This is a genomic window from Halobellus litoreus (assembly GCF_024464595.1).
Classification (GTDB): Archaea; Halobacteriota; Halobacteria; order Halobacteriales; family Haloferacaceae; genus Haloquadratum; species Haloquadratum litoreum.
In genome coordinates, this window is sequence record NZ_JANHAW010000001.1 from 422,665 (window position 1) to 435,448 (window position 12,784).

Sequence of the window (12,784 nt, forward strand, 5' to 3'; positions counted from 1 at the left end):
CTCCTTGTTCTCCCTCTCCGAGTGGGTGAGTATGAGTGCAGATCAGCGCGACGACGCCGCGCCGGCCGGCGGGACGGCCGCGAGCGACGACGCCGACGTCCACGAGAACGCCCTCCAGGACGTGATCGCCGTCGACTCCGACGACAACCGGACGGGGCTGGCGAACCGACTCGACGCCCACACCGGCGACGGCGTCCGCCACCGCGCGTTCACCTGTCTCGTCTTCGACGGCGAGGGCCACATCCTGCTCGGACAGCGCGCGCCGAACAAGCGGCTCTGGGACACCCACTGGGACGGGACGGTCGCGTCCCACCCCGTCGACGGACAGTCGCAGCTCGACGCGACCGCGCAGCGCTTAGAGGAGGAACTGGGCATCACGCCCGACCAGTACGGCGACCTCCGGGTGACGGACAAGTTCGAGTACAAGCGCTACTACGAGAACGCCGGCCTGGAGTGGGAGGTCTGTTCGGTGCTGAAGGTGACCCTTGAGGACACGTCGCTGGACCCCGACGAGGAGGAGATCGCGGGACTGCTGTGGGCCGACTACGAACACCTCCACGAGCACCCCGAGTGGTACCGGCAGCTCCGGCTGTGCCCGTGGTTCGAGATCGCGATGCGGCGGGACTTCGAGGACTGACCGGTCCGGAACGCCGCGGCTCCGACTCGTCAGGACCGCGGATCCGACGCGTCGGTATCGAGGAACCCGACACGAGCGTCGGCACGACGTTCGCGGCGTCGAGCGCGTCGCGATCGAGACGGAATCCCCTTTTACACGGGTCGCGTTTCCCGACGTGATGACCGAGGACTCAACGCAGCCGGAGCTGTACGACTCCCTCGACGGACAGGTCGCGCTCGTCACCGGAGCCAACCGTGGACTCGGGCGACAGATCGCCGAGAACCTCTCGGACCTCGGGGCGACGGTCTTCGCGGCCACGCGGTCGATCACGCACGACGTTCCCGACGAGTGGGAACACCTCCTCGTCGACGTGACGCAGGAGGGCGAGATCTCCGATGCGGCCGACGAGATCTTTCAGGCTGCGGGTCGGCTCGACATCGTCGTCAACAACGCCGGGATCGCGGAGTTCGACAGCGACATCGTCTCGGAGTCGGTCGAGACGATCGATCGCACGCTCTCGACGAACCTCCGCGGCCCGATGCTCGTCTGCAAGCACACGGTCCCGCTGCTGCTGCAGACGGAGGGCGGCCGCATCGTCAACGTCTCCTCGGGGATGGGCGCGCTCGCCGAGGGACAGTCCGGCGGCTCCCCGGCCTACCGCGTCTCGAAGACCGGACTCAACGGCCTCACGGCGTACCTCCACGGCGAGTACGGCGAGGAGGGGCTGCTCGCGAACTCGGTGTCCCCCGGCTGGGTCCGCACCGAGATGGGCGGCGAAAACGCTGATCGGCCCGTCGAGGAGGGCGCGGAGACGCCGACGTGGCTCTGTCGGTTCCGCCCCGACTCGCCCGCGGGGCGGTTCTGGCGCGATCACGAGCCGATCGAGTGGTGAGGCGGGCGGGCTGACTGGAGATCCGGCGTCGATGGGACAGTTCTTTGCGTTCGGACCGCGTCGACACGCGTATGTCTGAGGACGCGACTCTCCGTGAGGTCCCCGGTGCGATCGCAGACTACGCCTCCGGCGTCGCGGGCGTCGTCGCACGCGGTGCGGTGGTCGTCGCCGCGCCGGTGCTACTGCTCGGGGTCCTCGCGCTTTTGATCGTCGGCGGCGGCGTCGCGCTCGTCCTGCTCGCGGTTCTCGCACCCGCCATCGCCGCCGCCGTCGCGCTCGAAGTTCCGTCACGGCTCCGCGAGCGGTTCGCGTAGGGTGGCGAAAAACCGGAGGGTTAAACCTCCGCGAAATCGAACCCCCGACTGCGCGAGGGTGGCTGAGTTTGGAAAAGGCGGCGGACTCAAGATCCGCTCTCGTAGGAGTCCGTGGGTTCAAATCCCTCCCCTCGCATCCAAATCCGCGAGCGAAGCGAGCGGTTGGATCGTCACGAGGGATTTGAATCAGGGAGCAGCCTCGCTGCGACCGTGGTTCAAATCCCTCCCCTCGCACTTGATTGCGCGAGCGACAGCGAGCGCTACCTGCGGAACAGAGGATTTGAACCCTGCCAGTCGCGCGCAGCAAACGCAGTGAGTGAGCACGTCTGGCTTCGGTTCAACATCCCTCCCCTCGCACTCGAAGTCCGAGCGACAGCGATGACTCGATGGAAACGTGGGATTTGAATCAGGGAGCAGCCTCGCTGCGACCGTGGTTCAACATCCCTCCCCTCGCACTCGAGGTCCGAGCAACGCATTTATTGACATATCTCGACGAAGCGGACGTATGGTCTCCACTGGAACGAAGATCACCCTCCCCTTCGTCGTCGTCGCAACGCTCCTCTGGTACCTCTCGTTGGGAAGCGTCGAAACGTGGGTCTCGTGGGCGATCCTCGTCGGCGTCGGCGTGTTGGCTCCGACGATACTCACCGAGTCCGATCGGTTCGCCGCCAAGTAACGGTGCGTTTCTACCAAACGGTAGACGAGTGGACACGCGGCCGTTCCCGTGCCGGGACGCCGCGCTCGCGGGCATCTCGTCCGCCGTCTCGACGCTTCTGAGCCGCGAAGCACGCGTCGGTTGCTCGAACGAACGAGTGCGGGACCGCGCCGCCGGCAGAGCTCAGTAGCTCCGGATCTTCGGCTCGTATCGCTTGTTCTCGCCTTCGAGCAGCACCGGCTTGTACCACAGTTCCGGCGAGCCGTCGTTCCACGACAGCAGCGTGTGCTTCAGCCAGTTCTCGTCGTCGCGCTCCTGGTGCTCCTTGCGCCAGTGCGCGCCGCGGAACTCCTCGCGGGCGAGCGCGCCGAGCGTGATCGCCTCCGCGAGGTCGATGACGTTCCGCGTCTCGATGGTCTGCTGTAAGTCGGTGTTGAACGTCCGCGACTGGTCGGCGACGCCGACTTCCTCGTAGGCCTCGCGCGCCTCGCGGATGTCCCGGAGCGCCTGTTCGAGGCCCTCCGTCTCGCGGAAGACGTTGACGTTCTCCGTCATCGACTCCTGGACCTCGGCGCGGATCTCCGCGTGGTTGCGGCCGTCCTCGTTGTCCAGCAGCGCTTCGACGCGTTCGGTCGCACGTTCGGTCGCGCGCTCGACGAGTCCCGCCGGATCGAGGTCGGGGCCGCCGTCGGCAACAGCGTCTCCCCCGGAGGGGTCGGCCTCGACGCTCGGTTCGACGGCGCCGGGTGCCACCGGCGTCTCGACGTCGCCGGCCTCCCACTCGCCGCGCTTCCCGGTCGGTATCTGGGCCTCGCCGATGTCGCGGCCGGCGGCGTGGTGGCCCGCCCGAGCGCCGAAGACGATGAGTTCCGGCAGCGCGTTGCCGCCGAGGCGGTTCGAGCCGTGGACCGAGGCGCAGGCGCACTCGCCGGCGGCGTAGAGCCCCGAGATACAGGTCTCGCCGTTCTCGTCGGTCTCGACCCCGCCCATCGCGTAGTGTTGGCCGGGCTTGACCGGCATCGGCTCTTCGAGCGGGTCGACGCCCTCGAAGTCCTCCGAGAGGTGGATGATGTTCTCCAGTCGGTCCACGATCCGCTCCTCGCCGAGGTGCCGCATATCGAGGTGAACGTACTCGTCCTCGATGCCGCGACCCTCGTTGACTTCCGTCAACTCCGCGCGGGAGACGACGTCGCGAGAGGCGAGTTCGCCGTCGTTGTTCGCGTAGCCGTACTCGAACATGAATCGCTCGCCCTCGCTGTTGTAGAGGATCCCGCCCTCGCCGCGGACGCCTTCGGTGATCAGCACGCCCGTCGAGGGGAGCGTCGTCGGGTGGAACTGGATGAATTCCATGTCCTCGATCGGGACGCCGGCGCGGTAGGCCATCGCGACGCCGTCGCCGGTGTTGGCCACCGCGTTGGTCGTGTGGTCGTACACCTGGCCGGGGCCGCCGGTCGCGAGGATGACGCCGTCTCGCGCGTGGAAGCCCTCGATGTTCCCGGATTGGACGTCGTAGCCGACGACGCCGTGACAACTCCGCTCTTCGGGCGTTTCCTCGTCGCTGACGGCGAGGTCGAGGACGTACCACTCGTCGTAGACCTGGATGCCGCGCTTGACGAGCTGTTCGTACATCGTGTGCAGGAGTTGGTGCCCCGTTTCCGCGCCCGCGTAGGTCGTCCGCGGGAACGAGAGCCCGCCGAACGGTCGCTGGCTGACGCGGCCGTCGTCCTCCCTGGAGAAGGCCATCCCCCAGTGTTCGAGCTGAATGACCTCCTCGGGGCTATCCTGCGCGAGCGTCTCGATGGCCGGGGCGTCGCCGAGGTAGTCCGACCCCTTCATCGTGTCGTAGGCGTGGTCCTGCCAGGAGTCGCCCTCCCGGAGCGCGGCGTTGATGCCGCCCTCTGCCGCCCCCGTGTGGCTCCGCACCGGGTGGAGTTTCGAGACGATGGCCACGTCGGCCCCCTCTTCTTGCGCCGCGATGGCCGCGCGGAGGCCCGCGCCTCCCGCGCCCACCACGATGACGTCGTGTTCGTGCATAGTGTGTCTTCGAGTTACCAAAACTTGAGATTGTTCTTGACCGCCTCGCGCTTCAGTTCCTGGATGTGCTCCGTGAGCGGGATGTCCTTCGGACAGACGTCCGTACAGGAGAACTGCGTCTGACACCGCCAGACGCCGTGTTCCTGTTCGAGGATCTCGAGGCGCTGTTGTTTCATGTCCTCGCCCTCGCGCTCGTCCATCGTGAAGCGGTACGCCTTGTTGATGGCCGCCGGACCGAGATATTCGTTGTCGCCCGCGGCGATGTTACAGGAGGACATACACGCGCCGCACCAGATACAGCGCGTCGACATCTTCACCTTCTCGCGGTTCTCCCTGGACTGACGTTGTTCTTCGAGTTCGCCGTCGGGTAAGTCGTTGGTCTGGAAGTACGGCTCGACGGCCTCCATCTGGTCGTAGAAGTGCTCCATATCCACGACCAGGTCCTTGACGACCTCGGCGTGGGGGAGCGGCTCGATGCGGACCGGTTCATCGAGGTCCGATAGCTGCGTCTTACAGCAGAGCCGCTGGCTCCCGTTGACGAACATCGCGTCCGAGCCGCAGACCGCCTGCCGGCAGGAGTGTCGGAAGGTGAGGCTCGAATCGTACGTGTCGCGGGCGTACATCAGGGCGTCGAGGACGGTCATCCCCTTGTGGTAGGGGACGTGGAAGTCGTCGAAGCGTGGCTCCTTTTTCCCCTCGATCTCGGGGTCGTACCGGAACACCTTCAGGTGGTACGTCTCCTCGTCGGCGAGGGCCGCTTCGGCCTCCTCGGCCTGTCGCTGTTCGTCTCGCTCCGCGGCGCGCTCGCGTTTCTTCGCCATCCGGCGCTCTTGGGCGGCGGACGTCGGTTCGGCCTCGCCGGCGGACGATTCATCCTCGGTCTGGTCTGGCAGTTGCGTGCTCATTGGTGTGGGGAAGTGCTCAGAGTGGGACGCCTCCGGCCCACGCGAGTGCGGTTCTGACGCCCTGGACGATCACGACGGCGCTGGCGACGACGAGGACCAGTTTCACGGCCGTCTTCCGCGTCCCGGTGAGGCCCTGGTTGATGAGGGCGTTGTAGACGCCGTTGACGCCGTGGAACGTCGCGGTCAGCAGAAAGAGGATCATCAGCGAGAAGTACGTTAGCTCCTCCATCCGCGCCTGCGACATCGCGAAAGTGACTTCGTCGGCGTGGTTCACGAAGTGCAGGAGGAAGAAGTGGAACGCGAGCACGACCACCAAGAACGCGGCCGTGATGCGCTGCCAGAGCCAACGGCGGCCGCCGGCCTCGAAGGAAGAGTAGCGCTCGGCCATCAGCCGAACACCCCCGCGAGGAACGTCGGGACGCTCGCGACGGCGATGGCTCCCGTCAGCAGCAGCGACGCGTAGAAGCTCTTGTCCTGTGCTTCGAGTCCGACGCCGAGGTCCACGAACAGCAGCCGAAGGCCGTTGAGAATGTGGAAGACCGCCACCGATAGCAACCCGACCTCGAGGATGCGCACGATCAGCAGACTCTCCAGGGACTGGATCGTCGTCGTGTACGCGTCCGGGCTCTGCAGTGCCGTCGAGAGGACGGCGATGTGGGTGAAGAGATACCCCACGAGCACCCATCCGGTAAACTTGTGGAACACCCAGGCCCACATCCCGGCTGAGAACTCCCGCCAGCGGCCGAAGTCCTCGATGAGGCCCCGATTGTAAGACTGACTCATACTCCTGTGAGATTCAGGCCGGACCCACTATAGAACTTACGTGTACGGTCCGTGCGGCCGGCGGTTCCGAGCGTCCGACGGCGTCGAATTGCTCTTTCGGACGAACTGCACGCGCTGGAGGCTCGCTCGCTTCCCAGTCCGTCGCGTGCGTCGTTATGCCAGCGAAAGGTATTTTCAGTGACCGGTTTCGGCACTGGACCGGGGAGCACGCCTCTCCCGGACGGTCGGCGACGCCGGCCGACCGATTCTGGCAGAGGGCCCCGCTTCGTCACGCGATGCCGAGGCGTGGCGGACTGGCTGACTGCACGAGACCGGCGTCCTCCCGCCCGTCTGCGCTGGCGGCCGTCCGAGAGCGACGCTCGCAGCCCGACTACGTGTCAACTATCCCGTTAAATGCTAACATTTAGCACCTTTGAGCGGGATTTCACCACAACCAACGGTGAAAACCGCCGTGAGTCGACGTACGAAAGCTAATCCGTATCGTCGTTTGCCGTTTTGGAGCCCAACCGACGGACGGAGGACCCGACGGTGACCGGGGGAAAGCGTCAGCGTCGGAGAGTCGCCCCCACCGACCACCGATCGAACTGTGGCGTCGGCGTCCTGATGAACCTGGACGGTGACCGGACGCACGAACTCGTCGAGGACGGGTTCGAGCTGTTGACGAATCTGGACCACCGGGGCGCACGCGGCGCGGAGGAGCAAACGGGCGACGGTGCCGGAATGCTTCTGCAGAAGCCGCACGCCTTCTTCGACGCGACGGTCGACGATCTGCCGGGATTCGACGGGTACGCCGTCGGCCAGGCGTTCTTCCCGAGAGACGAGCGAGCGCGTGCGGAGGTCCGCGACGTCGTCGCGGACGTGGCGGCCGACGAGGGGTTCGAGGTCCTCGCGTGGCGCGACGTACCGACGGACGAGTCCGATCTCGGCGCCTCGGCCCGGGAGACCGAGCCGGCGGTCGTGCAGTTCTTCGTCGCGCCGTCGGACGACCGAGACCCCACGCCGACGGACTTGGATTCGTCGACCTACGTGCTCCGCCGGGCCATCGAAACCGCCGTCGACGACCGCGCTCCCCGGGGTGCCGACCGATTCTACGTCTGTTCGCTCGATCGACGAACAGTCGTGTACAAGGGGCTGTTGACGAACGCGCAGCTCCGAACGTACTACCCGGACCTCGGCGACGAGCGAGTCCGGTCGAGTCTCGTCTTCGTCCACGCTCGGTTCTCGACGAACACGCTGGGCTCCTGGGAACTCGCTCACCCGTTCCGGAACATCGTCCACAACGGCGAGTTCAACACGCTCCGCGGGAATCTCAACTGGATGCGTGCCCGGGAGGCGACGCTCGCGCCGCCGGGCGAGGCCGGAGGCCCCGACGGGTCGACGATCGAGCGGACGTTGACCGAGTCGGACCTCGAGACGCTCACGCCCGTGACGCACGCGGACCAGAGCGACACCGCCGTCGTCGACAACGTCCTCGAACTGCTCACCGAGGGCGGGCGCGAGATGACCCACGCGCTCCGGATGCTCATTCCCGAAGCGTGGGAGCGGAACGACCGGCTCCCGTCGGAACGGGAGGCGTGGTACCGTTACCACTCGACGATCAACGAACCGTGGGACGGCCCGGCGCTCGTCGTCTGTACCGACGGGACGGGCGTCGCCGCCGTGCTCGACCGGAACGGGCTGCGGCCCTGCCGGTACCACGTCACCGCGGACGACAGGCTCGTGATGGCCAGCGAGACCGGCGTCCTGGACACGGATCCGGCACATATCGTCGAGAAGGACCGGCTCAAACCGGGACAGATGTTCTACGCCGACCCCGAGCGCGGTATCGTCTCCGACGAGGCGCTGTTCGACGACCTGACCGACGACCGGTACGGCGAGTGGCTCGACGCCAACCGGGTCGAACTCGGCGAGGTGGACGACGCCGACCCGCCAGTCTACGATGGCCCCGAGGAGGACCTGCTCCCGTACCAGCGGACCTTCGGGTACACGCTCGAACACCTCGAACGGCTCGTGGAGCCGATGGCCGAAGAGGGGAAAGACCCGGTCGGCGCGATGGGCAACGACACGCCGCTGTCGGTCCTGTCGAGCCGGAACAAGACGCTCTTCACCTACTTCAAACAGCTGTTCGCACAGGTGTCGAACCCGCCGATCGACTACATCCGCGAGGAGGTGGTCACGTCGCTCGAGCACCACGTCGGCCGCCAGCGGAACCTGCTCGACGAGACCCCCGAGCACTGCCGGCAACTGGCGTTGGAGACGCCGGTGCTCACCCGCGAACAGGGGGGCAAAATCCGGACCGTCGACCGCAACGGGATCCGGTCCGCGACGGTCGACCTCACCTACGACAGGAAGGAGACCGATCTGGAATCGGCCGTCGAGGACGTTCGCGAGGCGGCCGCCGACGCGATCGCGGACGGCGCAGAGGTGCTCGTGCTCTCGGACCGACGGACGGGGCCGGATCGGGTTCCTGTCCCGTCGTTGCTGGCGGTCGGCGGCGTCCACCACCACCTCGTTCGCGAGGGGATCCGCCACCGCGCCGGCCTCGTCGTCGAGACCGGCCAGCCCTGCGCGGTCCATCACTTCTGCACGCTCGTCGGGTACGGGGCGGACGCGGTCGTCCCGTATCTCGCCTACGCGAGCATCGAGTCGCTCGTTCGCGAGGGATCGATCGACGCCGACGTCGACGACGCGCTCGCCGCCTACCGTCACGCCGTCGAGGACGGCATCCAGAAGGTGATGTCGAAGATCGGCATCTCGACGCTCGAATCCTACAAGGGGGCCCAGATATTCGAGGCGGTCGGGCTCGACTCGGACTTCGTCGAAGAGTACTTCGAGGGGACCGTCGCCAGGACCGAGGGCGTCGGCGTCGCGGAGATAGAGCGTGACCTGCTCGAACGGCACGACCTCGGGTTCGACGCGACCGTCGCGGGGAACGCCGGCCTCGATCGGGGCGGCGAACTCTACTGGCGACGGGACGGCGAGTTCCACCAGTGGAACCCCAACACGATCGGCAAACTCCAGTTCGCGGCCCAGCAGGACGACTACGACGCCTATCGGAAGTTCGCGGCGATGATCAACGAGCAGCACGAGCAACTGCAGACGCTCCGGGGGCTCCTCAACTTCGATACGGACGCACGGGAGTCGGTGCCGCTGGAGGAGGTCGAACCCGTCTCCGACGTCGTCGAGCGCTTCTTCACCGCGTCGATGTCGTTCGGCTCGCTCTCGAAGGAGGCTCACGAGACGCTCGCCGTGGCGATGAACCGGCTCGGCGGGGTGGCCTGCTCCGGCGAGGGCGGCGAACCGGCCGAGCGCTTCGGCACCGAGCGGGAGTGCGCGAACAAGCAGGTGGCCTCCGGGCGCTTCGGCGTCACGGCCGAGTACCTCGCCAACGCCGACCACCTCGGCATCAAGATGGCGCAGGGCTCGAAACCCGGCGAGGGCGGGCACCTCCCCGGCGAGAAGGTCGCCGGGAAGATCGCGGAGACCCGGAACACGACGCCGGGCGTCCCGCTCATCTCGCCGCCGCCCCACCACGACATCTACTCCATCGAGGACCTCGCGCAGCTCGTCCACGACCTCAAGTGCTCGAACCCCGACGCGGACGTCCACGTCAAACTCGTGTCCGAGGCGGGCATCGGCGTCATCTCCGCCGGCGTCGCGAAGGCCAAGGCCGACGCCGTGCTGATCAGCGGGGCATCCGGCGGGACGGGCGCGTCGCCGAAGACCTCGATCAAGTCCGCGGGGCTCCCGTGGGAACTCGGCGTCGCCGAGACGAACCAGGTCCTCCTGAACAACGGGCTCCGCTCGCGGATCCGGGTGCGGGTCGACGGGGGGCTGAAGACCGGTCGCGACGTCGCCGTCGCCGCGCTTCTCGGGGCGGAAGCCTACGGATTCGGCACGGCGCCGCTTGTCACCTGCGGGTGCATCATGCTCCGGAAGTGCCACTGCAACACGTGTTCGGTCGGCGTCGCCACGCAGGACCCAGACCTCCGGGAGAAGTACCCCGGGAAGCCGGAGTACGTGATGAACTACCTGACCCACGTCGCCCGCGAGGTGCGCGAAATTATGGCCGAGCTCGGGGTCCGGTCGATCGAGGAGATGATCGGACGCGTCGACCTGCTCGAACAGCAGTCGATCGATCACCCCCGCGCCAAGGACGTCGACCTCGAAGCAGTGCTCCAGTTCCCCGATGCGGCGGACGACCGACGGAAGACGAGAGAGCAGAACCACGACCTCGACGGGAAGCGGGACCACGAACTCATCGAGGCGGCCGCCCCCGCGATCAGGAACCGCGAGTCGGTGCGGATCGAGACGTCGATCACGAACGAGGACCGGACGTTCGGCACGCTGCTCTCGAACGAGATCACCGAGCGATACGGCGCGGAGGGGCTCCCCGACGATACGATCACGATCGATCTTGAAGGGTCGGCCGGGCAGAGCTTCGCGGCCTTTCTCACCGCCGGCGTCACGATGGAACTGACCGGCGACGTCAACGACTACTGCGGGAAGGGGCTCTCCGGCGGCAAACTCGTCGTCGAGACGCCGCCCGACGCCGGCTACGACGCCGACGAGAACGTCATCGTCGGGAACGTCGCGCTCTACGGCGCGACCGACGGCGAAGCCTACGTCAACGGCCGGGCCGGCGAGCGCTTCGCGGTGCGCAACTCCGGGGCGAAGACGGTCGTCGAGGGGGTCGGGGATCACGGCTGCGAGTATATGACCGGGGGCGTCGCGGTCGTCCTCGGGAGCACCGGAAAGAACTTCGGGGCGGGGATGTCCGGCGGCGAGGCGTACGTCCTCGACGAGTCGGGCGACTTCGAGCGCCGCGTCAACACCGATATGGTTCACCTCGAATCCCTCGACGAGCGCGACAGGCGGATGGTCAGAGGCCTCCTCGAGAACCACTATCACTACACGGACTCCGCACGAGCGAGGGAACTCCTCGACGACTGGGACGACGCCGTCGACGCGTTCGTGAAAGTGATGCCCGACGCCTTCGCGAGGGCCGTCGAGGAGCAGTTGGCCGAGGGGCGCGATCCACGGGCGGACGTGCCGGAACCGGTGTACGAAGAGCGGAAGCCGGCGCGGGGTGACGACTGATGACCGAGCGGCACCCGGGCGGCTACCGGCGTCACGACCGCGACGACATCGGCAAGCGCGACCCCGACGAGCGGCGCGACGACGACGACGAGATCTGGTCGCCGGAGTGGGACCCCGAGACACTCACAGCACAGGGCGAGCGCTGTATGGACTGTGGCGTCGCCACCTGTATGGGAGGGTGTCCGATCGGAAACGTCGTCCCCGACTGGAACGACCTCGTTCACCGCGAGGAGTGGGAGCGAGCGCTCGAACGGCTTCACGCCACCAACAACTTCCCGGAGTTCACCGGCTACACCTGCCCCGCCCCCTGCGAGGACGCCTGCGTGCTCGCGTACAACGACGACCCGGTGGCGATCAAGTCGATCGAGCGCGCGATCGCCGACGTGGGGTGGGAGGAGGGGTTCATCGAACCCGACCCGCCCGAGACGCGCACCGGCTTCGAGGTCGCCATCGTGGGGTCCGGTCCGGCCGGGCTCGCCGCCGCCCAGCAACTCAACCGTGTGGGCCACCACGTCACCGTCTTCGAGCGCGACGACGAGATCGGCGGCCTGATGACGTACGGCATCCCCGAGTTCAAATTCGCGAAGGCGCGGGTCGACCGACGCGTCGAGCAGCTCGACGCGGAGGGAATCGCCTTCGAAACGAACGCCGAGGTCGGCGAAGACGTGCCCGCGGAGCGGTTGCTCGAATTCGATGCCGCCTGTCTCGCCGTCGGCGCGCAGCGACACCGCGACCCCGGCGTCGAGGGGCGGAACCTCGGCGGCGTTCACGACGCGATGCCGTATCTGAAGCAGGCGAACCGCCGCGCGACGGGGAAGTCGGTCGCCGGTGAGACGATCGACGCGGCGGGGAAGAACGTCGTCGTCCTCGGCGGCGGGGACACGGGCGCCGACTGCGTCGCGACGGCACACCGGCAGGGCGCCGAGCAGGTCGTGCAGATCGGGATCAACGCGAAACCCCCCGCGGACCGCCCGCTGGACAACCCCTGGCCCGAACAGCCGAAGACCTACGAGAAGACGTACGCCCAGGAGGAGGGGGCGACCGAGGAGTTCGGCGTCGACACCACCGCCTTCGTCGACGACGACGGCGACGGCCGGGTCGACCGACTCGACGCCGAGCGCGTCGTCTGGGAGCACGACGAGGCGGGGAACCGAATCGACAAGCACGTCGTGGATCCGGCTCTCGAAATCCCCGCGGACCTCGCGCTCGTCGCCGTCGGGTTCGAGGGTCCGGAAGTCACCCCCTTCGGAGACCTCGGACTCGAACTCGCCGACGACGGGACCCTTCGTACGGACGACCGGATGATGACCGCCGTCGACGGCGTCTTCGCCGCCGGCGACGCCAACGTCGGCGCCTCGCTCGTCGTGTGGGCGATCGGCGAGGGACGCGACGTCGCCCGATCGATCGACACGTACCTCACCGGCGACTCGAGGCTGCCGCCCAGCATCCGAACGGACAATCCGCCGCTCGTCGACCCGTAGGGCG

The 12,784-nt window shown here is 67.4% G+C and carries 10 protein-coding genes and 1 tRNA gene; 7 read left to right on the top strand and 4 right to left on the bottom strand.

The annotated features are described in order from the left end of the window. Window positions 1–31 precede the first annotated feature (31 nt). The 5 genes from NO360_RS02190 (at window position 32) to NO360_RS02210 (ending at window position 2,498) form a co-directional block, all read left to right on the top strand. Window positions 32–637, top strand: a complete 606-nt coding sequence (locus NO360_RS02190; RefSeq protein WP_256305736.1) for an NUDIX hydrolase — start codon at window positions 32–34, stop codon at window positions 635–637. Between the two features lie 157 nt (window positions 638–794). Further along, window positions 795–1,508 (top strand): SDR family NAD(P)-dependent oxidoreductase, encoded by a 714-nt coding sequence (locus NO360_RS02195; RefSeq protein WP_256305737.1) that lies wholly within the window; start codon window positions 795–797, stop codon window positions 1,506–1,508. A gap of 71 nt (window positions 1,509–1,579) precedes the next feature. Continuing rightward, window positions 1,580–1,822 carry a hypothetical protein gene (locus tag NO360_RS02200; protein ID WP_256305738.1) on the top strand — a complete coding sequence of 81 codons (243 nt, stop codon included), beginning with the start codon at window positions 1,580–1,582 and terminating at the stop codon, window positions 1,820–1,822. Between the two features lie 52 nt (window positions 1,823–1,874). Beyond that, window positions 1,875–1,958 (top strand) — tRNA-Leu (locus NO360_RS02205). Between the two features lie 369 nt (window positions 1,959–2,327). After that, the gene (locus tag NO360_RS02210; RefSeq protein ID WP_256305739.1) at window positions 2,328–2,498 is read left to right on the top strand and encodes a DUF7987 family protein; all 171 of its coding nucleotides are present in this window, start codon (window positions 2,328–2,330) and stop codon (window positions 2,496–2,498) included. A 162-nt stretch (window positions 2,499–2,660) separates the two neighbouring features. Here NO360_RS02210 and NO360_RS02215 read toward each other — a convergent pair whose 3' ends face one another. Genes NO360_RS02215 through sdhC form a run of 4 tightly spaced genes read right to left on the bottom strand, consistent with a single transcriptional unit; the run spans window position 2,661 to window position 6,199 of the window. Further along, on the bottom strand, window positions 2,661–4,511 hold the full coding sequence (locus NO360_RS02215) for an FAD-binding protein (protein ID WP_256305740.1): 1,851 nt from the start codon (window positions 4,509–4,511) through the stop codon (window positions 2,661–2,663). 14 nt (window positions 4,512–4,525) lie between these two features. Next, window positions 4,526–5,416 (bottom strand): succinate dehydrogenase/fumarate reductase iron-sulfur subunit, encoded by an 891-nt coding sequence (locus tag NO360_RS02220; RefSeq protein WP_256305741.1) that lies wholly within the window; start codon window positions 5,414–5,416, stop codon window positions 4,526–4,528. 16 nt (window positions 5,417–5,432) lie between these two features. Next, window positions 5,433–5,804: a succinate dehydrogenase/fumarate reductase transmembrane subunit gene (locus tag NO360_RS02225; RefSeq protein WP_256305742.1), complete on the bottom strand. Its 372-nt coding sequence runs from the start codon at window positions 5,802–5,804 to the stop codon at window positions 5,433–5,435. Further along, on the bottom strand, window positions 5,804–6,199 hold the full coding sequence (gene sdhC / locus NO360_RS02230; protein ID WP_256305743.1) for a succinate dehydrogenase, cytochrome b556 subunit: 396 nt from the start codon (window positions 6,197–6,199) through the stop codon (window positions 5,804–5,806). The genes NO360_RS02225 and sdhC overlap by 1 nt, the downstream gene beginning before the upstream one ends. 528 nt (window positions 6,200–6,727) lie before the next feature. Between sdhC and gltB the strand changes: the two genes are divergently transcribed. Both gltB and NO360_RS02240 read left to right on the top strand, forming a co-directional pair. Then, window positions 6,728–11,299 carry a glutamate synthase large subunit gene (gene gltB / locus NO360_RS02235; RefSeq protein ID WP_256305744.1) on the top strand — a complete coding sequence of 1,524 codons (4,572 nt, stop codon included), beginning with the start codon at window positions 6,728–6,730 and terminating at the stop codon, window positions 11,297–11,299. Further along, window positions 11,299–12,780, top strand: coding sequence for a glutamate synthase subunit beta (locus tag NO360_RS02240; protein WP_256305745.1), 1,482 nt, complete (start codon window positions 11,299–11,301; stop codon window positions 12,778–12,780). The genes gltB and NO360_RS02240 overlap by 1 nt, the downstream gene beginning before the upstream one ends. Window positions 12,781–12,784 lie beyond the last annotated feature (4 nt).

Excerpts from the sequence above, each read along its gene's own strand:
- NO360_RS02220 (WP_256305741.1), bottom strand. The coding sequence starts at position 5,416 with ATGAGCACGCAACTGCCAGACCAGACCGAGGATGAATCGTCCGCCGGC.
- NO360_RS02195 (WP_256305737.1), top strand. The coding sequence starts at position 795 with ATGACCGAGGACTCAACGCAGCCGGAGCTGTACGACTCCCTCGACGGA.
- NO360_RS02200 (WP_256305738.1), top strand. The coding sequence starts at position 1,580 with ATGTCTGAGGACGCGACTCTCCGTGAGGTCCCCGGTGCGATCGCAGAC.
- NO360_RS02210 (WP_256305739.1), top strand. The coding sequence starts at position 2,328 with ATGGTCTCCACTGGAACGAAGATCACCCTCCCCTTCGTCGTCGTCGCA.
- NO360_RS02225 (WP_256305742.1), bottom strand. The coding sequence starts at position 5,804 with ATGGCCGAGCGCTACTCTTCCTTCGAGGCCGGCGGCCGCCGTTGGCTC.
- NO360_RS02190 (WP_256305736.1), top strand. The coding sequence starts at position 32 with ATGAGTGCAGATCAGCGCGACGACGCCGCGCCGGCCGGCGGGACGGCC.
- NO360_RS02215 (WP_256305740.1), bottom strand. The coding sequence starts at position 4,511 with ATGCACGAACACGACGTCATCGTGGTGGGCGCGGGAGGCGCGGGCCTC.
- sdhC (WP_256305743.1), bottom strand. The coding sequence starts at position 6,199 with ATGAGTCAGTCTTACAATCGGGGCCTCATCGAGGACTTCGGCCGCTGG.
- NO360_RS02240 (WP_256305745.1), top strand. The coding sequence starts at position 11,299 with ATGACCGAGCGGCACCCGGGCGGCTACCGGCGTCACGACCGCGACGAC.